Source organism: Pseudomonas sp. B19(2017), from assembly GCF_002113165.1.
Lineage (GTDB): Bacteria > Pseudomonadota > Gammaproteobacteria > Pseudomonadales > Pseudomonadaceae > Aquipseudomonas.
This window is the reverse complement of the sequence record NZ_NEJR01000002.1, coordinates 214,638-240,214: the sequence shown is the minus strand read 5'-3', so window position 1 is coordinate 240,214 and position 25,577 is coordinate 214,638. Positions and strand designations below refer to the sequence as shown.

Sequence of the window (25,577 nt, the reverse complement as noted above, 5' to 3'; positions counted from 1 at the left end):
CAATTTATTACATTTCCCCTTGATCTCATTTTGCCTTAGTGCTGTACAATTGACGCTGTTACAAAAAAATTATCATTTTGCCGTTTTTTTGACGCACGTCATCAAACGTCAGCGGCAGATCAGTTACTGTCGTTTCTCAAACCGTTCAACCTCATTTTGCAGAGCCAGTGTTTTGACGAATGGAATGCCGTGGTTGGCTATTTCCGGCGTAGGCGCCGAAAGCAGTCAGCTTCATGTACAAGGACTGTATTGGTTGGCCTGTGACAACGCAGAAGACGCCACCTTGCTCTGCCGCCAAGTGGTCGGGGGCCTGCCCGAGCCTGTTCGGGGAGCCTTGGTCGCCGATGCGCAAGCCATGGCTGACGTGCTTGGTGCGCTCGATGCCGCGCAGGGCCCTGCCGAACTGGCGCTGTACGAAGCCACCCCGCAAGCCGTGCTGCATCTGGTCGATGACCTGCCGCGTATCGACGCGGCCGGGCGCGTGCTGGTGCTGCTGGCGCCCGCCGAAGCCTGGGGTAGCGGCAACGTTGAACGCTGGTGCAATACGCTGCGCCCGGTGTTGTTGGCCGAGGCCGCGCTATTGCTGGTCATCAGCAGCGGCCAGAGCGCCGGGCTGGTTGAGCGCCTGCGCGCCTTCAACCAGGGCGTCGATGGCCTGGCCCAGGTGTACCGCGGCAAAGGCGGGGTCCGCTACCTGCAGCATTTCTGGAGCAACCCGCTCGGCAAAACCGGCACACGTGACGTGGAACTGGCGCGTCTTGAAACGGGCTTTGCTGCTGCCGGGGCGCCACAGGCCCCCGCCGACACCGGTGGCGACGAGCTGCTGTGCCTGGCCCAGCGCCCGGTGCTGGAAGGCGCGCCAGCCTTCTCCGAGCACTGGCAGGTCTGCGAGAGCCTTGAAGAACTGGGTGCCAAAGCCAGCCTGGCGGTTTCCGCCACCGTCATCTTCGCCATGGACGGCGGGCAGCGCCTGGATAACCTGGCGCGCCAGCTGCACCGCTTGCGCCAGTTGCGTGGCAGTGCCCTGAAGCTGGTGGTGCGCGAGATGGCGCCGACCCTGCGCTATCAGGATGAACAGTTGTTGCTGGCCTGCGGGGCCAGCCAGATCGTGCCGTTCGGCGCCAGCCTGTCACGCTTCCTGACCATGGTCGAGAGCATCCAGGGTTACCTCTGGCGCCGGCACCTGCCAGGCGATTTCGATGCCTTGCTCACACGCCTGCGGCCGCTGGCCATCTGTGGGCTGGTGGCGCCGCGCGCGTTCGCCGAAGCCGTGCAGACCATGTGGCACGGCATGCGCAACGGCGAAATTGTCCACCAGTTGCTGGTGTTGCGCCCGGCCCCTGGCCTGACCCCGCTGCAAGCCTGCTCGCGCACGGTGTTCCGCCGCGACGGTGACATCGCCTGCGTGGTCGGCGATGTGCTGTTCCTGTTCCTGTTCGCCTGCCGCTCCGAAGGTGTCGAGCAAGCCCTTGACCATATCTTCCAGTTGTCGTGGAAAGAGCTGTTCATCAGCCAGGAGGTGCTTGCCGGTGTCGATAGCCTGGGCACCCCGGCCTTCCTCGACGACAGCGTGCCACGGCCACCGCGGCTCGACGCGGCGGCGCATCTGTCCGCCCAGGCTCGGCCGGCCCTGGCGCCGCGCCGGGTTGCCCTGGGCAAGCGGGGGAGCGCATGAACTTCGTGCAACTGCTGCAAGTGATCGGCATCACGGCGCTGGTCACCTTGGCGCTTGCCCTGCTGCTGTCGCGCCTGCGTGCCACGCTGCGTGACAAGTTGCGCCGCCGCCTGCCACCCCGTTACCTGAAACCGCGGGGTGTACGCCACCGCGCTGCTCGCCAGGACCCCCGTAATGACTAATACCTCCACAACCCTCCCGGCACTGGCCCGTTGGCCTGGGCTGGGAGGGTGGAACCTCTATTTCCTCGCCAAGTTCCTGCTGGTCGCCCTTGGCATGCTCGACTTCCAGGCGCTGCCGAACCTGCTGTTCGCCGCGTTTCTGCTGGTTCCGTTGCCGGGCAAGTGGCTGCGTATTGCGCGGCAACTGGCGGCAGTACCGATCGGCATCGCGTTGTTCTACCAGGACACCTGGCTGCCGCCCTTCAGCCGCCTGCTGGCGCAGCCGGGGGTGTTCGATTTTTCGTGGGATTACTTGCTCGAACTGCTCGGCCGCTTCATCAACTGGAACCTGCTGGGGGCGCTGGCACTGTTGCTGGTGGGTTACCTGTACCTGCGCCATTGGCTGCGGCTGAGCACCCTGAGCCTGCTGGGGCTGGTGTGGCTGGCCGTTGGCGGCCTGCCATCGCTGGGGTTCAGCGCGGGCCAGGCGCCTGGCGCTGCAGCTGCCAGCCCCGCCGAGCAGGCGCAGGCCACTGCGGTTGCCGACAATGCCACGCTCGACAGCTGGCTCGAGCGGTTCTTCGCCAGTGAGCGTGAACGGGTGACCGCATTCCCGGCCATGCAAGCCGATGAGCAGCCGTTCGACCTGCTGGTGATCAACATCTGCTCGCTGGCCTGGGATGACCTGTCCGCCGTCGGGCTGCGGGACAACCCGCTGTTCTCGCGCCTGGACGTGGTCTTCGACCAGTTCAATTCCGCCACCTCCTATAGCGGCCCGGCCGCCATCCGCGTGCTGCGTGCCAGCTGCGGGCAGGCGTCCCACGCCGGCCTGTACCAGCCCGCCCCGGAGCAGTGCCTGTTGTTCCAGAACCTGGCCAGGCTCGGTTTCCAGAGCAATACCTTGCTCAACCACAGCGGCCGCTTCGACAACTTCATCGGCGACATCACCCAACAGCACATGCCCCAACCCGGCCTGCGCAGCACCGACTTCCCGCGGGCGCTGGTCGGCTTCGACGGCTCGCCGATCGCCAGCGACCTGGAGGTGCTGCGCCGCTGGTGGGGGCAGCGCCAAGGCGCGTCGGCCGAGCATGTGTCGCTGTTCTACAACAGCATCAGCCTGCATGACGGCAACCGTATCGTCACCGCTGACGGCGGTACCCGTGTGGCCGATTACGCTACCCGCGCCACCCGTCTGTTCGGCGAGCTGGGCAGCTTCCTCGATGAACTGGAGCGCAGCGGCCGCCGCGTGGTCGTGGCCATTGTCCCGGAACACGGCGCCGCGCTGCATGGTGACCGCATGCAGCTGGCGGGCATGCGTGAAATCCCCACACCGTCGATTACCCATGTGCCGGTGGGCCTGAAGTTCATCGGCATGGGCCAGCCTGCCCGCAGCGAACCGCTGCACGTCTCGGCACCCACCAGCTACCTGGCGCTGTCCGAGCTGATCTCGCGTGTGTATGCGGGCCTGGGCCAGCAACAGGTGCTGGATGTGCCGAGCCTGTTGAGCGACCTGCCAACCACCGAACCGGTCGCGGAAACCGCAGGTGCACAGGTGTTGAACTACCAGGGGCGCGCCTACATGCGCCTGCAAGGCCAGCCCGACTGGCAGCCGATCCCGAAGGAGCGACCATGATCACTGGCAAGGCAGACCCTGCCGACCGCAGCGACGATATCGCCCAGTTGCGCCAGCACCTGGACATGCCGGACCTGAACTATCAGGACATCTCCTTGCTGGTGGGCGTCCAGCAGGCTCTGCAGCGCTGGCCGCTGCTGGGCGAAAGCTGCCGGGCCAGCGCCCAGGGCACGTTGTACGCGACGGCGCCACAGCGCGAGGTGCTGTCGCCATGACCAGCCTGGCGTTGCATGGGGTACGCGGTGGCCTGGGGCGCAGTGCCTTGCTGGCCGCGCTGGGCTATGCGTTGCAGGGGGCAGGGGAGCGGGTGCTGCTGGTCGACCTGTGCCCAAGCAACCTGCTCGGGCTGCACTTCAACCTGCCGCTCGACACGCGCGAGGGCTGGGCGCATGCCGAGCGGGAAGGGCGGCCGTTCAGCGATGCCTTGTACGAGGTGCTCGATGGCCTGAGCCTGATGCCGTTCGGCAATTTGCCTGCTGGTATGCGGCCGCCGTTGCCCGACGCTGAAGCCTGGCGCGCTCGCCAGGCCGAGCTGGGCGAACACTTCGACTGGTTGCTGTTCGACCTGCCGCAGCTGCCGGCCGATGCCGCTGGCCAGCATGTCCAGACCGATGTGCGGGTATTGGTGGCCGAGGCCGAAATGGCCAGCCATCTGCTGCTCGGTCGCCGCCCGGTCGAGCAGTACGACCTGCTGTTGGTCAACCGCTACGACCCGGCCAGCCGCTTGCAGAGCGACCTGCTGATGGTGTGGCGCGACCTGTTCCGTGATCGCCTGCCGATTCAGGTGGTGCACCGCGACGAGGCCTTCCTCGAGGCCCTGGCGTGCAAGGCACCGCTTGGCCATTACGCGCCGCAGAGCCTGGCTTGCCGGGACGTGCAGAGCCTGGCGGTGCGCTGCCTGACGAGGCGCCGGACGTGACCCTGAACCCCTTGTCTGCCTATGGCTGGTTCAGCGCACGTGGCGCGCGGCAGCCGGTCGCCTGGCTGTTTACCCTTGGCGTGTGGCTGGCCTTCCTGTTCCTGCGCCTGGAGTCGCCCGCCTGGCAGGCCCTGCTGGCCGAGCGACAGCGCCTGTACCCGCAACTGGCGGGCAAGCGCCCAAGCCTGGGCGACCCCTTACGCCTGTTGATCCAGAGCCTGTGGCTGCTGGTCCGGCGCCAACCGCTGCCACGCGAACCGGGGTTTGCCCGCCGCACCTGGGGCGCAGTGCGTGCGCAGCTGCGCGGCATGCTGCAGGTACTGCGCTACTACCGTGGCCTGCTGATCGAGCGCCTGCAGCAGCTGCCTGCGCGCTACAAAGCCAGCGCTTTCAAGCAGCAAGCCTCGGCACGCTTGCGCGGCTTGAGCGTGTTTGCCCGCTGGGCGTTCTACAGCGTGCTGACCGTGGGCGCCATCGGCCTGGCCGTGCTGTGCGTGACCGAACCGTTCGGCTACCTGGCGCAATTGGTGTTCATCTTCCTGCTACTGGGCATCGCCATGCTGGTGCGGCACATTCCGGGCCGCTTCCCGACCCTGATGCTGATCGTGCTGTCGACCCTCATTTCCTGCCGCTACCTGTGGTGGCGGTATACCTCGACCCTGAACTGGAACGACACCACGGGCCTTGTGTGCGGGGTGATCCTGCTGGCGGCAGAAACCTATTCGTGGTTCGTGCTGATCCTGGGCTACATCCAGACCAGCTGGCCGTTGCAGCGCAAGCCGGCGAACCTGCCGACAAACCCTTCGCACTGGCCGACCGTCGACCTGATGATCCCCACCTACAACGAAGACTTGTCGGTGGTGCGCACCACGGTGCTGGCGGCCCTTGGCCTGGACTGGCCGCGCGAGTGCCTGCGCATCTATATCCTCGACGACGGCCGGCGCGAGGCGTTCCGTGCGTTCGCCGACGAAGTCGGGGTGGGCTACATCGTGCGGCCGGACAACAAGCACGCCAAGGCCGGTAACCTCAACCATGCGCTGGGGGTGACCGACAGCGAGTTGATCGCCATTTTCGACTGTGACCACGTGCCGGTACGTTCCTTCCTGCAATTGACCGTGGGCTGGTTCCTCAAGGACCCGAAGCTGGCGCTGGTGCAGACGCCGCACCATTTCTTCTCGCCCGACCCGTTCGAGCGCAACCTGGGCTCGTTCCGCCGTCGCCCCAATGAAGGCGAGCTGTTCTACGGCCTGATCCAGGACGGCAACGACATGTGGAACGCGGCGTTCTTCTGCGGCTCATGTGCCGTGCTGCGCCGTACCGCGCTGGAGAGCATCGGCGGCTTTGCCGTCGAAACCGTGACCGAAGATGCCCATACCGCCTTGCGCATGCACCGCCAAGGTTGGTCATCGGCCTACCTGAGCATTCCGCAGGCAGCCGGCCTGGCCACCGAGAGCCTGTCGGCGCACATTGGCCAGCGCATTCGCTGGGCCCGTGGCATGGTGCAGATCTTCCGCACCGACAACCCGCTGTTCGGCCGTGGGCTGAGCCTGTTCCAGCGGGTGTGCTATGCCAACGCGATGCTGCACTTCCTGGCCGGCCTGCCAAGGCTGGTATTCCTGACCGCGCCGTTGGCGTTCCTGTTGCTGCATGCCTACATCATCTACGCGCCGGCGTTGATGATTTTGCTGTACGTGCTGCCGCACATGATCCACGCCAGCCTGACCAACTCGCGCATGCAGGGCAAGTACCGACAGACCTTCTGGGGCGAGGTGTACGAGACCGTGCTGGCCTGGTACATCGCCCGTCCGACCACGGTTGCGCTGTTCGCGCCGAAGAAGGGCAAGTTCAACGTCACCGCCAAGGGCGGCCTGATGGCGCAGGAGCAGTTCGACTGGCGTATCGCCCAACCCTACCTGTGGCTGGCGGCGCTCAACGTGGCAGGCCTGGGCTTTGCCGTGTGGCGCCTGTTCACCGGCCCGGCGGCGGAAATCGGCACGGTGATCGTCAGCTCGCTGTGGGTGATCTACAACCTTCTGATCATCGGCGCCGCCGTCGCCGTGGCCGCCGAGGTGCGCCAGGTGCGCCGCGCCCACCGGGTGCAGATGCGCTTGCCGGCGGGGCTGGTGCTGGCCAGCGGTCACGCTTACCCCTGCACCCTGGTTGACTACTCCGACGGCGGTGTCGGCCTGCAGCTGCACCAGGGCCTTGAGTTGCAGGCAGGTGAACAGGTTCGCCTGCTGCTCAACCGTGGCCAGCGCGAGTTCGCCTTCCAGGCTTGCGTCACCCGTACCGTCGGGCAGCACGTGGGCCTGGTGTTCCACGACCTCAGCCAGCAACAACGTATCGACCTGGTCCATTGCACCTTTGCCCGCGCCGATGCCTGGCTTGGCTGGAATGCGCAGCACGAGGACGATCGCCCGCTGCGCAGCCTGGTCGACGTGCTGAAGCTGGGCGGTGTCGGTTACCTGCGGCTGGTCGAGCACTTGCCGCCATGGCTGCGGGCATGGCTGCGCCCACTGCAGGTGCTGGCGAACTGGCTGGCCAGCTACAGGCCCCGCACGCCGCTGCCTGTCCCTTCCTTGAACCTTGTTGATCGAGACGCATGATGACTGGTTATCCCGCGCGTACCTGGGGCCTGGCGATGGCACTGTTTGCTGCCTTGTCGCAGAGCGCCGCTGCCACCTCTGTAGCTCCGCTTGCCGAGCCAGCCGTACCCACGGTACCGAACTGGCCGGTTGCGAAAACCTTCGAGCAGCTCGGGCATGCGTCCGACAGCCTGCTGCTGGGGGTACGCAACAGCGAGCATATCGAATTCGGCCTGCGGCGCGACCGCCTGGCCACCGAGGCCAGCCTGCAGCTGGACTACACCCCTTCGCCCGCCCTGTTGCCGAACCTGTCGCATCTGCGTGTGTACCTCAATGACGAGTTGATGGGTGTGGTGCCGGTGGAAAAAGACCAGCTTGGCCAGCGCGTGCGCCGCCAGCTGCCGCTGGACCCCAAGCTGCTCAGCGACTTCAACCGGGTTCGCCTGGAGTTCGTCGGGCATTACACCGACATCTGCGAAGACCCGGCGCACAGCGGCCTGTGGCTGAACCTGAACCGCAAGAGCCAGGTACAGCTGCATGAGCAGGCCCTGGCCCTGGACAACGACCTGGCGTACTTCCCGCTGCCGTTCTTTGATGTGCGCGATACCGGCAAGGTAACGCTGCCGGTGGTGTTCAGCGGCGTGCCGAGCCTGGGCGAGCAGCGTGCGGCGGCGATCCTGGCGTCCTACTTCGGCAGCCAGGCCGGTTGGCGCAAGGCGAGTTTCCCGGTGCTGTACGACCGCCTGCCGGCCCGTGGCGATGAACCCACGCCGAGCATCGTGTTTGCCAGCAACGACCGTCGCCCGGGCTTCCTCGCCGACCTGCAGCAGTTCCCGCTGGTCGACGGCCCGGTACTGCAGATGATCGACCACCCGGGCGACCGCTTCAGCAAGGTGCTGCTGGTGCTCGGCCGCAACGACGATGATCTGGTCAAGGCCGCCTCGGCGCTGGCAGTTGGCAACAACCTGTTCCGCGGCGCCCGGGTGAAGATCGAGCAAATGACGGCGCTGCAACCGCGCCAGCCCTACGATGCGCCGAACTGGACGCGCACCGACCGCCCGGTACGCTTCGCCGAGTTGCTCGATTACCCCGAGCAGTTGCAGGTCAGCGGCCTGCAACCGCGGCCGGTGACGCTGGAACTGAACCTGCCCCCCGACCTGTTCGTCTGGCGCAACCAGGGCATTCCGCTGCGTACGCTGTACCGCTACACGGCCCCGGCAGTAAGCGACGAATCGCGCCTGAGCATCAGCGTCAACGACCAGTACATCACCAGCATGCCGCTGGTGGGCAATGACCGGCGTGGCGGCACACTGGAAGAAATGCGCCTGGCAGTGCTGTCCGGTGACAACAGCGCATTGTCCGAGAAGTCGCTGGTACCGGCATTGAAGATCGGTGACCGCAACCGCCTGCGCTTCGACTTCAGTTTTGCCAGCACCCTGGGCAGCGCCCAGCGCGACCGCTGCCAGACCTCGTTGCCGGTGGACGTGCGGGCAGCGATCGACGACAACTCGACCATCGACTTGTCCGGTTACCACCACTACATCGCCATGCCCGACCTGCGCGCGTTCGCCCGCAGCGGCTTCCCGTTCAGCCGCATGGCCGACCTTTCCGAAACGCTGGTCGTCATGCCGGCCAAGCCCACGGCGATGCAGGTGGGCACCTTGCTCGATGCGGTCGGTGGGCTGGCCGGGCAGATCGGTTACCCGGCGCTCGGCCTGCAGCTGGTCGACGACTGGAAGCAGGCCGCAGCGGCCGATGCCGACTTGCTGCTGCTCGGCAGCCTGCCAGAGGCCCTGGCGGATGCACCCGACCTTGGCCTGCTGCTCAGCGCCCAGCGCGACTGGCTGCTGCAGGGCCGTAGCGCGGGGCTGCCGGGCAGTCACCGCTTCGATACCGCGCCGGTGGCCGCGAGCAGCCGTGTGGCCGTCAGCGCGCAGGCACCGATTGCGGCCATCACCGGGCTGAAGTCGCCGTTCCACGAGCAGCGCAGCGTCGTCGCCCTGCTGGCCAACAGCGATAGCGACTACGCGCTGCTGCGCGATGTGCTCGGCGATGTCGGCAAGCTCGATGCGGTGGCCGGTTCGGTGACGCTGGTGCGTAGCAGCGGCGTCAGCAGCCAGTTCGTCGGCGAGCACTACTTCGTTGGCGCGCTGCCATGGTGGCTGCTGCTGTGGTTCCACCTGTCCGAGCACCCGGTGCTGCTGGCGGCGATCGCGGCCATTTGCGTGGTGCTGTTCGCCTTCCTGTTGTGGCGGGCACTGCGCTGGGCAGGCAAGCGTCGCCTGGGTGAGGCGGTGTGATGATGCGTCAGTGGCTGGTAGGGCTGGTCGCCTTGGGCCTGCCCGTTATCACGAGTGCCGCACCGGCTTGCCCATGGCCCGCCTGGGACCGCTTCAAGGCCGAACTGGTGAGTGTCGACGGTCGGGTCATCGACCCGAGCGACGAGCGCCTGATCACCACTTCGGAAGGGCAGAGCTATGCGCTGTTCTTCGCCCTGGTGGGCAATGACCGGCAAGCTTTCGCGCAGTTGCTGCGCTGGACCGGCAACAACCTGGCGCAGGGTGACCTGGCCCGGCATCTGCCCGCCTGGCTGTGGGGCCGCAACGGCCAGCAGCAGTGGCAGGTGCTGGATGCCAACAACGCCAGCGATGCCGACCTGTGGATTGCCTACAGCCTGCTGGAAGCCGGGCGGCTGTGGGACGAGCCGGCCTACGCGCAGCTGGGTCAGCGCCTGCTGTGGCGTATCGCCGCGCAGACCGTACGCAAGCTGCCGGGCCTTGGGCTGATGCTGCTGCCTGGGGACTACGGCTTCGAAGATGCCCGCGGTACCCGCTTGAACCCCAGCTATTTGCCGCTGCAGTTGTTCGATCGCTTCAACCTGGTCGACCCGTTGTGGGGCGAACTGGCAGCCAACACGCGGCGTTTGTGGCTTGCTTCGTCGCCAAAGGGCTTTGCCCCGGACTGGCTGCTGTGGACGCCAGCCGGTGAACTGGCGGCGGACCCGCAGCATGGCAGTGAGGGTGACTACGATGCCATCCGCGTCTACCTGTGGGTCGGCATGCTGGCCAAGGACGCGCCGCAGCGTGCCGAGCTGGTGGCCCACTACGCGCCGATGGCGGCGTTGACCGCGCGCCAGGGCCTGCCGCCAGAGCAGGTGGATGCGCACAGCGGTGTTACCAGTGGCCATGGCCCGGCAGGTTTCTCTGCGGCGTTGCTGCCGTTGCTGGCGGCGTCGCCGGAGCACGTCGCAGGCCTGGCGGCCCAGCGACAGCGTTTGCACGAGCAGCCAGTTGAAGCCAAGGCCTATTACAGCCAGGTATTGGCGCTGTTTGGCCAGGGCTGGGACCAAGGCCGTTACCGTTTTGACCCGCACGGCCGCCTGTTGCCGGCCTGGAGCACGCCATGCAGCGAATGATTGGCGTACTGATGCTGGCGGCGGTGACCTGCCAGGCCACCGCGCAACCCAAGGATGCCGACGAACAGCGCCAATGGCTGCTGGACCAGGTGCGTCGCGGCGAGGCGCTGCATCGTGACGACCTGGTGCGCGATGCACTGGGGCGGTTGCAATTGCTCGAGCCGCGCAACCCGGACGTGTTGCTGGCGGCCTTGAGCCTGGCATTGCGCGAAAAGAACAGCACCCAGGCCGAGCAGTTGAGTGCCCGGATCAGTGCCATTGCGCCCGGCAGCGTGCAGGCCCGCCAGGCCAGGCGCCTGCTCGAGCTGCAGCAACCTGAGCGCGCGCGGCAATTGCAGCAGGCTCGCCTGCTGGCTGTCACCGGGCGTAATGAAGAGGCGCTGGCGGCCTATGAACAGTTGTTTGCTGGTGAACCGCCAAGCCTGGAACTGGCCCTGGATTACTGGCGCGTGCGCGGCAACCTTCCCGGCCAGCGCCCCGAGGCAATCAGGCAGCTGCAGCAACTGGACCGGCAGTACCCAGGCAGTGCCGGGTTGCGCCAGACCCTGGCCGGCTGGCTATTTGCCGAAAAGCGCGACCGCGAAGCCTTGGCCTTGCTCGACCAGTTGTCGCGCGACCCTGGCGCACGGGATGCCGCTGCCCAGCGTGAGTTCGACTACCTGTCCGGGCAAGCGGTTAGTACCGCCAGCGCCGCGGCCTGGCAAGCTTTTCTCCAGCGCTACCCGGCCTCACCATTGTTGGCGCAGGCCAGCGAGACCCTGCAACAGCAGCGCAAACTGCTGGCCGACCCGTCCTGGCAGGCTGGCCAGCGGGGCTTGGCATTGCTCGACAAAGGCCGTAACGCTGAAGCCGAGACGCAGTTGCGCCGGGCATTGCGCCAGTATCCGGACGATGCCAGTTTGCACGGCTCCCTGGGGTATGCACTGATGCGGCAAAGCCGCTATGAAGAGGCCAATACGGCGTTCCGGGCGGCAAGTGCCAAGGAGCAGGACACCTACTGGATCAGCCAGTGGAAGGACCTGGAGTCGTCCAGCCAGTATTGGGCTCTGCTCAGCAAAGGGGAGCGGGCACTACAGGCGAAAGACATGCGCGCAGCCCGTGCCTATTACCAGCAGGCACGCCAGCAGCGCCCGAAGGAGGAATACGCCTTGCTTGGCCTGGCGGATGTCTCGCTGGCCGAGGGTGATACAGCGGCCGCCGAGCGGCAATTCCTGCAGGTTCGGCGCATGGCACCGGAAAACGAAAGTGCCGTGCGCGGCCTGATGCGTGTGTACCAGGCGCAGTCGCCCGACAAGGCGCAGGCCTACCTGGACAGCCTGCCGCCCCGCCAGCAAGCGCAGTTCGCCAGCCTGCGCCGTAGCCTGGAGCTCGCCCGCCTGCGCCAGCAAGGTGACCAGGCCCTGCAGCGTCAGGATTGGGCGGCGGCCAGCCAGGCGCTGGGCCAGGCCACGGCCTTGGCCCCCGATGAGCCCTGGCTGGTCTACCAGTTGGCCAACAGCCTGCGCCACCTGGGGCGCACCGCCGAGGCCGACGCGGCATTTGCCAGGATCGTGCAGCGCCAGCCGGGCGATCCCGCCACCCGCTATGCCCACGGACTGTTCCTGGAGTCCAGTGACCGCGATGCGCTGGCCCTGGATAGCCTCGGTGCTGTGCCGCAGACGGCCTGGAACGCTGACATGCATGCGTTGCAGCAGCGGATCCACCGTCGCATGACCCTGGCTTCGGCGCAGCAACTGCAAGCGCAAGGCCGCACGGCTGAAGCGAGCAGCCTGCTTGAGGCCAGCCTGGCGCGTGGCGAAGGCAGCATCGACGACCTGATGCTGTTGGCTGACTGGGCGGCGGCGAACGGTGAGCCGGGCAAAGCGCGCGGCTATTACCAGCGCGTGCTTGCCGTGCAACCTGGGCAACCCAAGGCGCGCCTTGGCGTGATCGAAAGTGCGGTGGCTGAAGGCAACCTGGCACAGGCCCGGCACATGCTGGCGGTGCAGGTGCCACAACTGGCTGCCGATGACAGCAACGCCCAGCGGCGCCTGGCAGCGGTCTGGGTCGCCTTGGGCGAACACGATCAGGCGGCCGGAATGCTCGAGCAGATCGCAGCACAGCAGCCTCGCCCCGATCCCTTGTTGCGACGCGACGCTGCTCGCCTGGTGGCGCAGGATGACCCGCAACGGGCGCTGGACCTTTACGCCGCAGCGATGGCCGACGCGCAGTTGCTCGAACATGCCGCCGTGTCGCCACGGGACGACCGTGCACTGACGCTGGCCAGCCGTGAGCAGGATGACGACTACTGGCTGGCACGCAGCCTGCGCAGCGACGTCGATGCACTGTATCGCCAGCGCAATACTCATGTGACGCTGATGCACGACTACGGCTGGCGCGAGGACGACGGTACACCCGGCACGTCCGAACTGAGTACCCAGTCAACCCTGCTGCATGTCGATACCCCTTGGCAGGACGGCACCGCCTTTGCGCGGGTCGAGCGCATCGGCATGGATGCGGGCTCGTTCGAACAGAACGACCAAGGGGGTTATACCCCGGATTTCGGTAGCTGCCAGTTTGTTGGCCGCACCGCCGACGGCAAGTCGCTCCCCGCGTGCCGGGGCGGTTCGCAAACGGCGGACGGTAGCGTGCTGGCGCTGGGCTGGCAGGGCAGCCGCTGGGCCTTTGATCTGGGAGCCACTCAGGGGTATGCCATCGACAACTGGTTGGGTGGCGCAACGGTCAATGGCGACCTCGGTCAGGTCGGCTGGTCGCTGACCGCTTCACGGCGGCCGATGAGCAACTCGCTGTTATCGTTTGCGGGGGCACGTGACCGCCCGACGGGCGTGCGCTGGGGTGGGGTCACGGCCAATGGCGCCACGCTCGGCCTGAGCTGGGACCAGGGCGGTGACAACGGGGTCTGGGCCAGCCTGGGGCACCACTGGCTGTATGGCGAGAACGTCGCCGACAACCAGCGCACCCGGGCCATGGCCGGCTGGTACCACCGGGTGGTGGAAAAAGCCGACGAGCGCGTGCGCGTGGGCCTGACACTGATGCACTGGCGTCACGGCAAGGACCTGGGTGGTTACAGCCTGGGCCAGGGCGGCTACTACAGCCCGCAGCGCTACACATCGGTGGGCGTGCCGGTCAGTTATGCCTGGCGCAACTACGACTGGTCGGTGCTGCTGGAAGGTTCCGTCAGCTGGTCCCAGGCCCACAGCGGCCGCAGCCGCCTGTACCCGGATGCGCACCTCAACCGCAAGGTGCTGGCGCTATATGACGTCGATTCCAACATCGACGCCATGAACGACGCCAGCGACAGCAGCGGGCTAGGCTACCGCCTGCGCGGGCTGTTCGAGCGGCGCCTGAGCGACCATTGGGTATTGGGTGGCGGTTTCGACTGGCAGCACAGCGATGACTATGCGCCTAGCCATGGCATGCTCTACCTGCGCTACCTGTTCGAGCCATGGCGTGGCAACCTGGCGCTGCCGGTCACACCGCTGGAGCCCTATAGCGAGTGGCGTTGATTGCAGATGCAGCCCTGTGGCACCGCGGTGGATGGCACCGGCTGCGCCGATGTTCGCGGGCTTGCCCGCTCCCACACCGACCGCGCAGGCTTCAAGGTCCTGGAGCAAGGCTATTGCCGCTACAGGCATGGGGCCACCTCGTGCCAAGCGCCATCCCTGTGGGAGCGGGCGTGCCCGCGAAGCAGGCGACGCGGTGGATGGCACCGGCTGCGCCGGTGTTCGCGGGCTTGCCCACAGGTGTTGAGCAAGCCATTGGATTTTGAGCAAGACAGTTGCACCCTCAGGGGCAAAGCGCTTGCCAATTCAGTGTTGACACAAGCTACGCCGCCACACCATTATCCAGCCATATCCACGCAACGGGCTTTCCAGCATGTCCATCTCCAACCACGCCATTTCCGCTTCGGGCTTTATTGCCCAGGCAGGCGCGTGCGTTGCCGTTGCCAAGAAATCCAAGAAATCCAAGAAACAGCCGCTCATCTGACCGAGGCGCGCTGTCTCGTCAGGTGGGCTGACGAGACAGAAGGCGCCAGGTATTCCTGCCAGACCACTTCGACTCTCCGCCCTGCTGACGCTGACTTTCGGTCAACATCAGGAGTTTTGCATGTCGAATTTCCGTGGTATCTGGATCGCCCTTGTCACGCCATTGCGCGCCAATGAAATCGACTTCGCCGGCCTGGAAAAACTGGTGAAGAAGCTGCTCGAAGAAGGGGTGGCCGGGTTTGTGGTGTGCGGCACCACGGGCGAAGCGGCGGCGCTGTCCAAGGCCGAGCAACTGGCCGTGCTGGATGCTGTACTGGCCTGGGTGGAGCCGGGCAGGGTGGTGATGGGCCTGTCGGGTTACAACCTGCGCGAATTGCTGGCCTTCCAGGCTGAAATCCAGCGGCGTGACATTGGCGGGCTTCTGGTCCCGGCACCTTGCTACATCCGGCCTTCGCAGGCCGGCATCGAGGCGTTCTTCAATACTGTGGCGGATGCCGCCAGCGTGCCGGTGATCGTCTACGACATTCCCTACCGTACCGGGGTGCGCATCGAGCGGGAAACCCTGCGCCGCATCGTGCGCCACCCGCGCATCGCAGCGGTCAAGGACTGCAGCGGTGACAGCGAGACCACCATGGCGCTGATCCAGGACGGCCACGCCCAGGTTTTGGCGGGTGAAGACATTCAGATCTTCAACAACCTGTGCCTGGGCGGTGCGGGGGCCATTTCGGCTTCGGCGCATGTGCGGGCCGACCTGTACGTGCGGATGTTGCAGCAGGTCGACCATGGTGATTGGGTAGCCGCACGCGGCACGTTCTACCAGTTGCTGCCGTGGATGAAAATGGCCTTTGCCGAGCCTAACCCGGCCGTGATCAAAGCGGCATTGCAGGCGCAAGACCTGATTGCTGACGAGCTGCGTGAGCCCATGCAGGCCTGCACGGAAACCACCCGTGGCAAGTTGCAAGGCGTGCTGGACTCACTCGGCGCCTGAGACGGCGGCAGCACGTGGCCGCAGGGGCATTTCCATCGGCTGGTAGGTCAGTCCGGCGAACTCGCCAACTTGACCTGCCAGGTTGAAACCGTAGCGCTGGTAGGCCGGCACGGAAGACAACGATGCCCTGACCGTCACGATTTCAGCCCTGGCATGCTCGAGCGCGGCGCTCATGAGGCGCGCGCCGATGCCTTGCCGTTGCCTGCCTGGTGCAATGAACAGCATCGCCACGTGGCGGCCTTCCTTGAGTTCGATCAACCCCGCGATGACACCCTCCACGACGCAGACCAGTATCAGGTTGTCGCCCTGCATGCGCTCGGCAAACGCCAGGGGCGCGGCCACCTTGGTGAAGGTTTCGATGCCTTGTGCCGACAGCGCGGGCGCGACCGCCTGCATGAAGGCGTCCAGGCACATGGTGCTGGCGTAAGGGAGGTCGTCCGGGGTGAGTTTGCGTATGTGCATGGTAGTCGTCCGTGTCTGGCATTGTCCTGTTGCCAACTTTAACCTGTTACTGGGTCAAGGAGCGCGCCAGGGCGACTTCACCGACCAGGATATCCTCGAAAAATGCCCCGACCGGTTCGGTAGGGTGGCACAACTGAATCTCCAGCACCCACACCACCTCGCTCGGGACGATTTCGACCTCGGCCAGTTTGTCTTGCCCATACAGAACATGCGGGAAGTCGGCGATGCGATGCCCGGCCAGGTTGCGCTCCAGCTGCCAGCCTTTTGCCTGGGCACTGCGCTCGGCGAAATCATACAGTTCGCGCCCGGTCAGGCCACGGCCCCAGGCCTGGCGGGTTTCCTCGAACACTTCATGCAGCGCCTTGACGCAGGCGTGGTGCAGCTCATGCTGGCCAAACACGAAGGTGTCGCCATAGTCGCCCTCATAACCATCCCACACCGGGCCGACATCGACCACGACGATATCCGTGGGCCGTAATGTACGTTGCAGATCGATGCCTTGGCGCGGCGTGCGTATGGTGTCGTCGCCAAAACGGATGTAGGTGGGGTGCCAGGTGTGCGATGCGCCCATCGCCTGCAAGGTTTGCCCGGCCATCTCCAGCGCCTGGGCGGTGGTCATGCCGACTTGTAGCTGGCTGGCGATCGCCGCCACGGCCCTTACCGACTGCTCGCGCGCCGCGAGCATGCCGTCCGGCGAGTAGCGCGGGCCGACCTTTTCCAGCGCCGGGTGCAATGGCCTGGCTGTTGACGCTTCGGGCGCCAGTGCGCCGCTGGCAACGAAAGCCTCGGCGACAAAGTGATGGGGCTGCAGGCCCGCCGCGAGGCACTGTTCGCGCGCCTGGCGGATCATCGCGGCATTGCCGCAGGCATAGACCTGGGTGTCGGCCCAGCGATGGGCCTGGGCCAGCGCCAGCTGCTGCACCCGCGCCTGGTCCGACAGCACCGGGTGCCAGTGAAAGTGAGCGTGTGCACGGCTGGCCTGGTCGAGAAACTCACGGTCATAGAAGTCCGCGTTCGATCTGCCACCCCAGTACAACGTGACCTCGGCATCGCCTGCCAGGGCGGTCAACAGCAATGGCTTGATGCCGGCGTAACCCGTACCGGTGGCGAACAGCACCAGTGGGCGCTGGCCCTCGTGCTGCCAGGTGCAGGCACCCACCGGCCCTTCGAGCTTCAAGGTGTCACCTGCCTGCAGGCTTGGTAGCAGGTGTTCGGTAAACAGGCCGCCCCTGACCTTGCGGATGTGAAACACCAGTTGCCCCTGGTCTTGGGCGGGCAGGTTGGCGATCGAAAAACAGCGGCTGTCACCGTTGTCGAGCCGGAAGCGTACGTATTGGCCCGCCCGTACCGCCAATGGTTGTGCAGGCTGCAGCACCAGTTCGACGATATCGGCGCTAAGGTCGCGTTTGCCACGAACCTGTGCGTGGATTTCCAGTGCCGGCGTGTCCAGGGACCAGCCGGGAATTTCCAGGCACATGTCAGTGCAGGCATGGCTCTGGCACAGCAACATTTCGTCAGCTGCCAGAGGGTAGCAGGGCGCGGGCGTGTCTGCCGCCCGCTGCGTGTCCCGGTACTGCCCTGACACCACCTTGACCTTGCACGACCCGCAGGCGCCGCGGCGGCAGGAGAAGGGTACCGGCAGGCCGCTGGCGAGCATGGCATCGAGCAGCAGTTCCTGGCTGGCGTCGAAGGTTTTGCCCGAGGGCGACACTTCAATGACATGGCGGTTTTGCATGAGCACCTCGGGGCAAATGGAGGTTCGATTGTTGCTATAGTCCAGGACCAGTAGAACCTCCAGTTTTGGTTAATTCACATGGTCCAGCTTCGAAAATGGCAGCCGCTGCTCAAGCTCGACGGGGCGCAGCCGCAGGCTTCGTACAGGCAGATTGTCGAGGGCCTGGTCGCCGCGATCACCGAGGGCCGCCTGCGCCCCGGCACGCCGTTACCCGGAACGCGGGAAATGGCGCAACTGCTGAACGTCAATCGCAAGACAGTGATCCTCGCCTACGAGGAAGCCGAGACCAAAGGCTGGCTGGAAAGCGTGCAACGCCGCGGCACCTTCGTCAGTCGGCAACTGGCGATCGGCACCCTGCCCGAGCCCGATGCCGCGCGGCCCTTCGCCCTGGTGCTGCCAGAGGAGCCTGCCGTTGCCTACTTCACGGCCAACGAACAGGCTGCCGCACAGCAGGATCGGCCGGGGGCGCTGTTCTTCGACAACGGTGCCTGTGACCACCGCCTGCTGCCGCAGACCGTCCTGCACCGCTATTACCGTAATGCCTTGCGCAACAGCTTCACCGCCAACACCGTGCGCCATGGCAGCGCGTGCAGCAGCCATAACCTGCGCAGCGCCCTGGCCGACATGCTGCGGCACAATCGCAGCCTGAACGTTGGCGCCGAGCATATCTGCCTGACCCAGGGCGTGCAGATGTCGCTGTACCTGGTGGCTAGCGTGCTGCTCAAGCCCGGTGACGTTGTGCTGGTCGAGCGGCTGAGCTATCCGCCCGCGTGGGAGATCTTCCGCCAGCTGGGGGCCCGGCTGGTCACCGTGGACCTGGATGACGAGGGCTGCCGGGTCGAGCAGATCGATGCACTGTGCCGGCTGCACAGGGTACGCATGCTGTACATCACTCCCCATCACCAGTTCCCCACCACGGTCAGCCTGCCTGCCGGGCGCCGGCAGCAATTGCTGGAACTGGCGCGGCAGCACGACTTTTGCGTGGTCGAGGAAGACTACGACCATGAGTACCACTTTGCCGGGCGGCCTTACCTGCCGTTGGCCAGCGACCGTCAGCAGCGGCACGTGATCTACATGGGTTCACTGTCCAAGTCCTTGGGCAGTACGTTCCGTTGCAGTTTCATCGTGGCACCGGCAGAGGTGATCGCGGTGCTCGAGCGCAGGGCGACGCTGACCCTGGGGCAAGGCGATGCGGTGATGCAGCAGATGCTGGCGGACCTGATCAATGATGGTGAACTGAAGAAGCACTTGCGAAGGGTTGCCCGGGAGTATCGCCGGCGTCGGGAGGCTCTGTTGGCTTGCTTGCGTGATGCCTTTGGCGAGCAGGTAACCGTGCGCGAACCGGAAGGTGGGCTGGCGCTGTGGGTGAGGTTTGCTGACGGGATCGATGTGGATCAGTTGGTTGGCAAGGCGTTGGAGTTGGACCTGGTGGTACGCAGCGGCCGGCAGTTTTCGCCGTTCGGTCAGGCGGAAAATGCCTTGCGCCTCGGGTTCGCCTCACTGGACATGGATGAAATCCGGCTGGCTGTGCAACGTTTGGCGCAAGCGGCGAAGGCGATTGCAACATCGGTCCTGTAGTGCAACGGTCTTGCTCAAACATTGAAAGCTGGCGCAATCCCTTTGCAGGAGCAGCACTAGGCTGCTCCCACAGAACCTCACTAAACCAATGAGTCATGTGTTGTTCTGTGGGAGCGGGCATGCCCGCGAACACCGGCAACGCCGGTGCCATCCCCCGCGTTGCCTGATCAGGCTTGAGCGGGCTATTTGCGCTGCCACACTTCGCCTTGTTCGCTGACCACCCAGGGCCTGTCCGCGGCATCGACAAGCACTCCGCCCACCCAGCGCGGCGCAGGGCTGTGGTCAAGCCAGTGCGCCTGCCCGGCGAGCACCTGTTCGGCAAGCGCGGTCAGCCGCAACGGCCGTTGTGCCCAGGACTCGCCCGGGCCCTCCAGCAGCAGCGGGTGCGGCGCATGGATCAGAGGCTGCAGCAGAACATGGAACATCAGGTCGCCCAGGTAAGGCAGCGGTTCATCCTCCATCATCAACTGGGCAAACACACGTCCGGCCGGCAGCTCGCCGCGTGACGCCAGAACGCGCAACAGCAGGCGCTCCGTGAGACTCAAACCGTCGTTCGCCCCCGGCAGTTCCTGCAGTTGCCGCGCCAGGGCCCGGCCCAGCAACGGCAACGCCGCATGCTGGAGGCCCGCCAGGGCAGCCCAGCCCCTCGGGTCAGGCGCGGTATAGGCCGCCCAGGCCTGGCGGGCCAGGGCCAGTGCCTCCTCACCCAGCGCGCGACGTTGCGGCCATAGCCAGGCAAGCAGGTCCGGGGCCAGCTGGCCGATACCGATGAAGCGCTCGACGCCAGGTACCTGGCTGATTTCGATCAGCTCCAACCGGCGCGGCAGGCTGGGCAGGCTGGCAAGCACGCGGATCAGGAACAGCTGGTCGTAAGCGTCACCCTCGCACCACAGCACGAGCTTGCTGTCACTGTTCAACCCGGCCAGGGCGCTGCGCTGTGCCGCTTGGCGCTGCTCGATGTCCTCGGCGCCCAGGTTGAACGCCTGCTGTAGGTAAGCGGTGCGGACCTGCCAATACTGCTGCTCGGGCAATGCGGGCACGGGCCCCATGACCATGGGGTCGTCGAACATCTGGAAGGCACCGGCAAAACCGGCCGTGCGCAAACTGTGGGCGATGTCGTTGCCGCAGCGCCAATGCTGCACGGCAGCCTCGTCATCGGCGGTGAAGCCCGGGTGGCGTGCCGCGAAAGCGACGGCATCGGCATGCGCCTTGAGCTTGGGCCAGCTGGCAAAGCCGGCCTCGCGGGCCACCAGCCATTGAGTATCGGCAAGCCGGTAGTCAGGGCCAGGCAAACCGAGCGCGCGTAGCTGCTCGCGGGTGTCGTCCGCTGCGTGGTTTTTCAGGGCGCTGAGCAAGCGCTTGGCGCGTTTGCGCAAGGCGGGCAGGTCGAGCAGGCCGTGGTGGCGGGATGCGTTGATGGTTGACATGCCAACTCCTTTGGGGCTCGGTCCGCCGACAAGCCGGGAGCTGGTATGGAAATGTGATGACGCATGGCTCGGGCAACCCCTTCGCGCGGACCGCAGGCGCAGCCAGCGCCCTGGCGCTGACTTTACCGGGTAATGCGAGCGACTGCAAAGCATCGACTTCCTCGGCCGATGAGGATAGCCTCGGTGCAAAGCTGCTGATCAGCCAATAGAAAAATCATCGCCATGCCTGCAGGTTTTCCCGGGTTGCCCTCACTCAATGCGCTACGGGTGTTTGAAGTGGTAGCGCGTCACTTGAACTTTCGCCTGGCTGCCGAGGAGCTCGGCGTCACCCAGGCCGCCGTTGCCCAACAGATTCGCGGGCTGGAGGCCGGCCTGGAGGTGCGCCTGTTCGAGCGTTTGCCACGCGGCCTTGGCCTGACCGATGCCGGGCATGCCTATAGCACCAGCGTGCGCAGCGCCTTGGCGATGATCGACGAAGCCACGCGGCTGCTGCGCCCGGCACCTTCCCATCTCACGGTCAGCGTAACGCCAACCTTCGCTTCGAAATGGCTGATCCCCAAGTTAGGGCACTTTGCCGAGCGCAACCCCGAGATTGACCTGCGGGTACTGGCCACCGACCGGCTTTCGCACTTTCATACCGATGGTGTGGACCTGGCCGTGCGTTATGGGCAGCCGCCGTTCGGTACCGGGCTGAACGCCGAGTTGCTGATGGAGCAGCCGGTGGTCGCGGTGGCAAGCCCGGCGCTGTTGGCCGAAGTGGGCTGGCCAGAGGGTTTTGCCGCCTTGCAGCGCTATGTGGCGTTGCACGATGCGCACAACTTCTGGCCGCAGTTCTGCGCCGCGGTGTTCCCTGGCCACCCGGCACCCACGGCGAAGACCGTGCGCTTCAACCAGACCTCGCTGGCCATCGAAGCTGCCATTGGCGGACAGGGCATCACGCTGGCCAGCCGTGCCTTTGTCAGCGACGACATCGCTGCGGGCCGATTGGTGCAGGTGTTCCCTCAGCAATTGCGGCTGGACAAGGCGTTCTACCTGGTATGGCCGCGCAAGGGCCAGTCGCCAGCAGCGCTGCAAATCGTCAGGGCGTGGCTCAAGGCCCAGGCTGACGAAAGAAAATCTACTGGCTAGACGAAGTCCGGCTGCCTCCCTCCACAGCTGTGTGGCTGCTAGTGTGAATGCACTTGCAAACACAGGGTTCCATCGCCGAAGGAGGCAATATGTCTGGGGAAAAAGTAGCCATCATCACCGCCGGTGGCAGCGGCATGGGCGCAGCAGCAGCACGTCGCCTGGCCGCCGACGGCTTCAAGGTCGGCATTCTGTCGTCCTCTGGCAAGGGCGAAGCGCTGGCCAACGAGCTGGGCGGTATCGGTGTTACCGGCAGCAACCAGTCGGTCGAAGACCTGCAGCGGCTGGTGGATGCCGTGGTGGGGAAGTGGGGGCGCGTCGATGTGCTGGTCAACAGCGCCGGTCACGGCCCGCGCGCGCCGATCCTGGAGATCAGCGACGAAGACTGGCACAAGGGCATGGACACGTACCTGCTCAATGTCATCCGCCCGGCGCGCCTGGTCACGCCAATCATGCAACGGCAGAAGGCCGGAGTGATCATCAACATCTCTACCGCCTGGGCCTTCGAACCCAACGAAATGTTCCCCACATCGGCGGTGTTCCGCTCGGGCCTGGCGGCGTTCAGCAAGATCTTCGCCGACACCTATGCCGCGGACAACGTGCGCATCAACAACGTACTGCCTGGCTGGATCGACAGCCTGCCAGCCACTGAGCAGCGGCGCGACAGCGTACCGCTCAGGCGCTATGGCACCAGCGAGGAAATTGCCGCCACCATTGCATTCCTGGCCAGCGACGGGGCGGCTTATATCACCGGGCAGAACATCAAGGTTGATGGTGGCCTGACGCGCAGTGTCTGACCTCCGCGGGGCTTGGGCAGGGGAGCACCTGTCTTGCCAAAGCAATGCGCCATACCTGTGGGAGTAAGCCTGCGCGCGCTTTCAGTTACCAACCATGCTTCGAAGAGGAGCGCCCTGGCTTGCTGTGCTCCTTGGAATTGGCAATGGCTGACCGGGTGGTACCACGGCCGTTGTCATCGTTGCGCAAGCTTCCATAGTGATTGCCGCTTTCGCCATGGTTGCGGGTGGCCTTGCCGGCATGGTCACTCTCGTAGCCGGCGCCATTGCCGTTGAAGCCACCCCTGCCGCCACCGTGTCCGCCGCCGTTGCCACCGCCTTTGGCATATGCGGTGCCGATCGGCGAAACATCAGCAGGCAACAATGCAGTTGCGCCGAACGCCAGGGCACAGGTAAAGACGGCTACGAGGGTTTTTTTCATGTTTGTTCGCCTCCAGAAGGCGCAGGGAGAGCTTGGGTGCGGATACGACATAAGGTTGCCTTCCAAGTTCCGCAGTGCGCAGCCGTTCGATGCAGTTGGCTGCCAGGCACTTCAAGCGCCTGGCAGCCTTCACTCATCGATCGTTCTTCGTAGAGTTTTGTACCGCGCCGCTCAGCCCCTTGGCATTATGATCACCGGGTGTAGTACCCGAGATAGCGGTGGATTTCGTCAAGCCGCGAGTATCTTTGGACTGGGCAATGCCTGAGGTAGTGGTACCGTGGCCATTGTCCTGGTTGCGTGAGCTTCCATAATGTTTGCCGCTCACGCCGTGATCGCGCGTAGCCTTGCCGGCATGATCACCCGCCAGGCCTGCACCATTGCCAGTGCCGTTGTGCCCACCACCCATGCCGGCACCACGTCCACCGCCATTGCCGCCGCCGTGGCCACCACCACCACCGTGGCCGCCACCGCCACCGCCACCTTTGGCATATGCGGAACCCATCGGCGATATATCGGCAGGTAACATTGCCGTTGCGCCGAATGCCAGAGCACACGCAAACACGGCTACCAAGGTTTTTTTCATGTTGTTTCGCCTCCAACGGCGCAGGTAGAGCTCAGCTGCTGATAAGACATGCGGCGGCTGTGCAAGTTCTATTGTCCTGACAGAAGGATCATGCCTGCTCAGATCTCGACCTGAGTACCCAGCTCGATCACCCGGTTCAGCGGCAGCTGGAAGTACTTCAGGTTGCTGTTGGCATTCTTCAGCAGGAAGGCAAACAAGTGCTCCCGCCAGCGGGCCATGCCCATCTGCTTGCCGGCAATGACCGTCTCCCGGCTGAGAAAATAGGTGGTGCGCATGGGGCCGAACTCCAGGTCCGAACCCTGGCAGCGGCTCAATGCCAACGGCACGTCGGGCTCTTCCATGAAGCCGAAATGCAGGTTCATACGGAAGAACCCGTCACCAAAAGCCTCGACCTCGTAGCGCTTGCCGGCGTTGACCCGTGGCTCATCCTCGAACACCACGGTCAGCAGCACCACCTGCTCATGCAGCACCTGGTTATGCAGCAGGTTGTGCAGCAGGGCGTGGGGCACCGCCTCGGGCCTGGCGGACAGGAACACGGCAGTACCGCTCACGCGGTGAGGCGGCTGGGCCTTGTGGCTGGCGATGAACAGGTCCAGCGGCAGCGAACTCTCGTCCAGCCGCTCCACGATCATCCTGCGCCCGCGCTTCCAGGTGGTCATCAGCACGAACAGTGCCAAGCCTGCAATCACCGGGAATGCGCCGCCCTGGAGGATTTTTGGCGCATTGGCGGCAAAATACAGGCTGTCGACCAGCAGGAACGCCAGCAGCATCGGCACAGCCAGCCAGCGTGGTGCCTTCCACAGCAACAGCACCACCGCCGAAGCCAGCAGCGTGGTAATCAGCATGGTCCCGGTCACGGCTACGCCATAGGCTGCCGCAAGTGCCCCGGACGACTCGAAGCCGACCACCAGCAGCACCACGCCCACCATCAGCGCCCAGTTCACCATGCCAATGTAGATCTGCCCCTGTTCCTCGCTGGAGGTGTGCTGGATGAACATGCGCGGTACGTACCCTAGCTGGATGGCCTGGCGCGTCAGCGAGAAGGCACCTGAGATAACAGCCTGGGACGCGATGATGGTGGCCAGGGTGGCCAGCCCGACCATGGGCAGCAGTGCCCATTCGGGCGCCAGTAGATAGAACGGGTTGCGTACTGCCTGAGGGTCGCCGAGGATCAACGCGCCCTGGCCGAAGTAGTTCAGCACCAGGCCGGGCAGCACCAGCAGGAACCAGGCCCGGGCAATCGGCTTGCGGCCAAAGTGCCCCATGTCGGCGTACAGCGCTTCGGCGCCGGTCAGGGCCAGTACCACCGCGCCCAGAATCGCCACGCCCATGCCCGGGTGCAGCAGGAAGAACTTCACCGCCCACACCGGGTTGAGCGCCTGCAGTACTTCCGGGCGCTGGACGATGCCATGCAGCCCCAGCGCACCCAGCACGATGAACCACAGCACCATGATCGGCCCGAAGAGGATGCCGATGCGCGCGGTGCCGTGCTTCTGGATCACGAACAGCGCCACCAGCACCACCACCGACAGCGGCACGACCCAATGCTCGATTCCGTCGAAGGCCAGTTGCAGCCCCTCGACGGCTGACAGCACGGAAATCGCCGGGGTGATCATGCTGTCGCCGTAAAACAGCGCAGCGCCGAACAAGCCGAGCAGCACCAGCACCTTGCCCAGCCGCTGGTAAGGCGCCGCCGCCCGATGGGCCAGGGCGGTCAGGGCCATGATGCCGCCTTCGCCCTGGTTGTCGGCACGCAGGATGAACAGCACGTACTTGAGCGACACCACCCACAGCAACGACCAGAACACCAGCGACAAAACGCCCAGTACACCGGCAATGTTGGCCTGCACACCGTAGTGCCCGGCGAATACTTCCTTGAGGGTGTACAGCGGGCTGGTGCCAATGTCGCCATACACCACGCCGACAGCGGCGACGAGCATACCGATGGAGTTGGACTTGCCGGGAAGGGATTGATTTGCGATGGCGGTGGACTGGCTCACGAAGGGCTTCTCTGGACGGGCGGGTAAAAAGTGCATGCCATCCCTGGGCATCGCGCGCCCAGTATTGCTTCAGGCTGTCGGGCCAGTCGT

19 protein-coding genes are annotated in these 25,577 nt (G+C 65.3%); 13 read left to right on the top strand and 6 right to left on the bottom strand.

Annotation, left to right across the window (positions count from 1 at the left end; genetic code table 11):
* The first annotated feature begins 184 nt into the window (after positions 1-184).
* The 10 genes from CAF70_RS04130 (at position 185) to dapA (ending at position 15,362) form a co-directional block, all read left to right on the top strand.
* Positions 185-1,675, top strand: coding sequence for a BcsE family c-di-GMP-binding protein (locus CAF70_RS04130; protein WP_085622230.1), 1,491 nt, complete (start codon positions 185-187; stop codon positions 1,673-1,675).
* The gene (gene bcsF, locus CAF70_RS04125) at positions 1,672-1,857 is read left to right on the top strand and encodes a cellulose biosynthesis protein BcsF (RefSeq protein ID WP_085622232.1); all 186 of its coding nucleotides are present in this window, start codon (positions 1,672-1,674) and stop codon (positions 1,855-1,857) included. Before CAF70_RS04130 ends, bcsF begins: the two co-directional genes overlap by 4 nt.
* Positions 1,850-3,469 carry a cellulose biosynthesis protein BcsG gene (gene bcsG, locus CAF70_RS04120; RefSeq protein ID WP_085622235.1) on the top strand — a complete coding sequence of 540 codons (1,620 nt, stop codon included), beginning with the start codon at positions 1,850-1,852 and terminating at the stop codon, positions 3,467-3,469. The genes bcsF and bcsG overlap by 8 nt, the downstream gene beginning before the upstream one ends.
* Complete coding sequence (gene bcsR / locus CAF70_RS04115) at positions 3,466-3,684, top strand: cellulose biosynthesis protein BcsR (protein ID WP_085622237.1); 219 nt, start codon at positions 3,466-3,468, stop codon at positions 3,682-3,684. The genes bcsG and bcsR overlap by 4 nt, the downstream gene beginning before the upstream one ends.
* Positions 3,681-4,388 carry a cellulose biosynthesis protein BcsQ gene (bcsQ, locus tag CAF70_RS04110; protein WP_085622240.1) on the top strand — a complete coding sequence of 236 codons (708 nt, stop codon included), beginning with the start codon at positions 3,681-3,683 and terminating at the stop codon, positions 4,386-4,388. Before bcsR ends, bcsQ begins: the two co-directional genes overlap by 4 nt.
* Positions 4,385-6,994 carry a UDP-forming cellulose synthase catalytic subunit gene (gene bcsA / locus CAF70_RS04105; protein WP_085622242.1) on the top strand — a complete coding sequence of 870 codons (2,610 nt, stop codon included), beginning with the start codon at positions 4,385-4,387 and terminating at the stop codon, positions 6,992-6,994. The genes bcsQ and bcsA overlap by 4 nt, the downstream gene beginning before the upstream one ends.
* Positions 6,991-9,273: a cellulose biosynthesis cyclic di-GMP-binding regulatory protein BcsB gene (gene bcsB / locus CAF70_RS04100; protein WP_085622244.1), complete on the top strand. Its 2,283-nt coding sequence runs from the start codon at positions 6,991-6,993 to the stop codon at positions 9,271-9,273. Before bcsA ends, bcsB begins: the two co-directional genes overlap by 4 nt.
* Positions 9,273-10,388 (top strand): cellulose synthase complex periplasmic endoglucanase BcsZ, encoded by a 1,116-nt coding sequence (gene bcsZ / locus CAF70_RS04095; protein WP_085622245.1) that lies wholly within the window; start codon positions 9,273-9,275, stop codon positions 10,386-10,388. Before bcsB ends, bcsZ begins: the two co-directional genes overlap by 1 nt.
* Complete coding sequence (gene bcsC / locus CAF70_RS04090) at positions 10,376-13,894, top strand: cellulose synthase complex outer membrane protein BcsC (RefSeq protein ID WP_085622248.1); 3,519 nt, start codon at positions 10,376-10,378, stop codon at positions 13,892-13,894. Before bcsZ ends, bcsC begins: the two co-directional genes overlap by 13 nt.
* Positions 13,895-14,495: 601 nt before the next feature.
* Positions 14,496-15,362: a 4-hydroxy-tetrahydrodipicolinate synthase gene (gene dapA, locus CAF70_RS04085; RefSeq protein WP_085622250.1), complete on the top strand. Its 867-nt coding sequence runs from the start codon at positions 14,496-14,498 to the stop codon at positions 15,360-15,362.
* Here dapA and CAF70_RS04080 read toward each other — a convergent pair.
* Positions 15,348-15,824 (bottom strand): GNAT family N-acetyltransferase, encoded by a 477-nt coding sequence (locus CAF70_RS04080; protein ID WP_085622252.1) that lies wholly within the window; start codon positions 15,822-15,824, stop codon positions 15,348-15,350. The genes dapA and CAF70_RS04080 overlap by 15 nt on opposite strands.
* A 46-nt stretch (positions 15,825-15,870) precedes the next feature.
* A complete protein-coding gene (locus CAF70_RS04075) occupies positions 15,871-17,559 on the bottom strand; it encodes an NAD(P)H dependent flavin oxidoreductase family protein (protein ID WP_143491534.1) in 1,689 nt (562 codons plus the stop codon).
* A gap of 78 nt (positions 17,560-17,637) precedes the next feature.
* Between CAF70_RS04075 and CAF70_RS04070 the strand changes: the two genes are divergently transcribed.
* Positions 17,638-19,137: a PLP-dependent aminotransferase family protein gene (locus CAF70_RS04070; protein ID WP_085622256.1), complete on the top strand. Its 1,500-nt coding sequence runs from the start codon at positions 17,638-17,640 to the stop codon at positions 19,135-19,137.
* A gap of 182 nt (positions 19,138-19,319) precedes the next feature.
* Here the strand turns inward: CAF70_RS04070 and CAF70_RS04065 are convergent, their stop codons facing one another.
* Positions 19,320-20,564, bottom strand: coding sequence for a DUF1835 domain-containing protein (locus CAF70_RS04065; protein WP_085622258.1), 1,245 nt, complete (start codon positions 20,562-20,564; stop codon positions 19,320-19,322).
* Positions 20,565-20,786: 222 nt separating this feature from the next.
* On the opposite strand from CAF70_RS04065, the gene CAF70_RS04060 reads away from it, so the two are divergent.
* Positions 20,787-21,692 carry a LysR substrate-binding domain-containing protein gene (locus CAF70_RS04060; RefSeq protein WP_085622260.1) on the top strand — a complete coding sequence of 302 codons (906 nt, stop codon included), beginning with the start codon at positions 20,787-20,789 and terminating at the stop codon, positions 21,690-21,692.
* Positions 21,693-21,781: 89 nt separating this feature from the next.
* A complete protein-coding gene (locus tag CAF70_RS04055) occupies positions 21,782-22,486 on the top strand; it encodes an SDR family oxidoreductase (RefSeq protein ID WP_085622262.1) in 705 nt (234 codons plus the stop codon).
* An 85-nt stretch (positions 22,487-22,571) separates the two neighbouring features.
* Here CAF70_RS04055 and CAF70_RS04050 read toward each other — a convergent pair whose 3' ends face one another.
* From CAF70_RS04050 to CAF70_RS04040, 3 genes are all read right to left on the bottom strand, one after another.
* Positions 22,572-22,904 (bottom strand): hypothetical protein, encoded by a 333-nt coding sequence (locus CAF70_RS04050; protein ID WP_085622264.1) that lies wholly within the window; start codon positions 22,902-22,904, stop codon positions 22,572-22,574.
* Between the two features lie 133 nt (positions 22,905-23,037).
* On the bottom strand, positions 23,038-23,487 hold the full coding sequence (locus CAF70_RS27825) for a hypothetical protein (protein ID WP_085622265.1): 450 nt from the start codon (positions 23,485-23,487) through the stop codon (positions 23,038-23,040).
* A gap of 98 nt (positions 23,488-23,585) precedes the next feature.
* Positions 23,586-25,427, bottom strand: a complete 1,842-nt coding sequence (locus tag CAF70_RS04040; protein ID WP_143491540.1) for a potassium transporter Kup — start codon at positions 25,425-25,427, stop codon at positions 23,586-23,588.
* Between the last annotated feature and the right edge of the window lie 150 nt (positions 25,428-25,577).

Excerpts from the sequence above, each read along its gene's own strand:
- CAF70_RS04080 (WP_085622252.1), bottom strand. The coding sequence starts at position 15,824 with ATGCACATACGCAAACTCACCCCGGACGACCTCCCTTACGCCAGCACC.
- dapA (WP_085622250.1), top strand. The coding sequence starts at position 14,496 with ATGTCGAATTTCCGTGGTATCTGGATCGCCCTTGTCACGCCATTGCGC.
- CAF70_RS04065 (WP_085622258.1), bottom strand. The coding sequence starts at position 20,564 with ATGTCAACCATCAACGCATCCCGCCACCACGGCCTGCTCGACCTGCCC.
- CAF70_RS04060 (WP_085622260.1), top strand. The coding sequence starts at position 20,787 with ATGCCTGCAGGTTTTCCCGGGTTGCCCTCACTCAATGCGCTACGGGTG.
- bcsG (WP_085622235.1), top strand. The coding sequence starts at position 1,850 with ATGACTAATACCTCCACAACCCTCCCGGCACTGGCCCGTTGGCCTGGG.
- bcsB (WP_085622244.1), top strand. The coding sequence starts at position 6,991 with ATGATGACTGGTTATCCCGCGCGTACCTGGGGCCTGGCGATGGCACTG.
- CAF70_RS04050 (WP_085622264.1), bottom strand. The coding sequence starts at position 22,904 with ATGAAAAAAACCCTCGTAGCCGTCTTTACCTGTGCCCTGGCGTTCGGC.
- bcsR (WP_085622237.1), top strand. The coding sequence starts at position 3,466 with ATGATCACTGGCAAGGCAGACCCTGCCGACCGCAGCGACGATATCGCC.
- CAF70_RS04075 (WP_143491534.1), bottom strand. The coding sequence starts at position 17,559 with ATGCAAAACCGCCATGTCATTGAAGTGTCGCCCTCGGGCAAAACCTTC.
- CAF70_RS04130 (WP_085622230.1), top strand. The coding sequence starts at position 185 with ATGCCGTGGTTGGCTATTTCCGGCGTAGGCGCCGAAAGCAGTCAGCTT.
- bcsZ (WP_085622245.1), top strand. The coding sequence starts at position 9,273 with ATGATGCGTCAGTGGCTGGTAGGGCTGGTCGCCTTGGGCCTGCCCGTT.
- bcsQ (WP_085622240.1), top strand. The coding sequence starts at position 3,681 with ATGACCAGCCTGGCGTTGCATGGGGTACGCGGTGGCCTGGGGCGCAGT.
- CAF70_RS04040 (WP_143491540.1), bottom strand. The coding sequence starts at position 25,427 with ATGCTCGTCGCCGCTGTCGGCGTGGTGTATGGCGACATTGGCACCAGC.
- CAF70_RS04070 (WP_085622256.1), top strand. The coding sequence starts at position 17,638 with ATGGTCCAGCTTCGAAAATGGCAGCCGCTGCTCAAGCTCGACGGGGCG.
- bcsC (WP_085622248.1), top strand. The coding sequence starts at position 10,376 with ATGCAGCGAATGATTGGCGTACTGATGCTGGCGGCGGTGACCTGCCAG.
- bcsF (WP_085622232.1), top strand. The coding sequence starts at position 1,672 with ATGAACTTCGTGCAACTGCTGCAAGTGATCGGCATCACGGCGCTGGTC.
- CAF70_RS04055 (WP_085622262.1), top strand. The coding sequence starts at position 21,782 with ATGTCTGGGGAAAAAGTAGCCATCATCACCGCCGGTGGCAGCGGCATG.
- CAF70_RS27825 (WP_085622265.1), bottom strand. The coding sequence starts at position 23,487 with ATGAAAAAAACCTTGGTAGCCGTGTTTGCGTGTGCTCTGGCATTCGGC.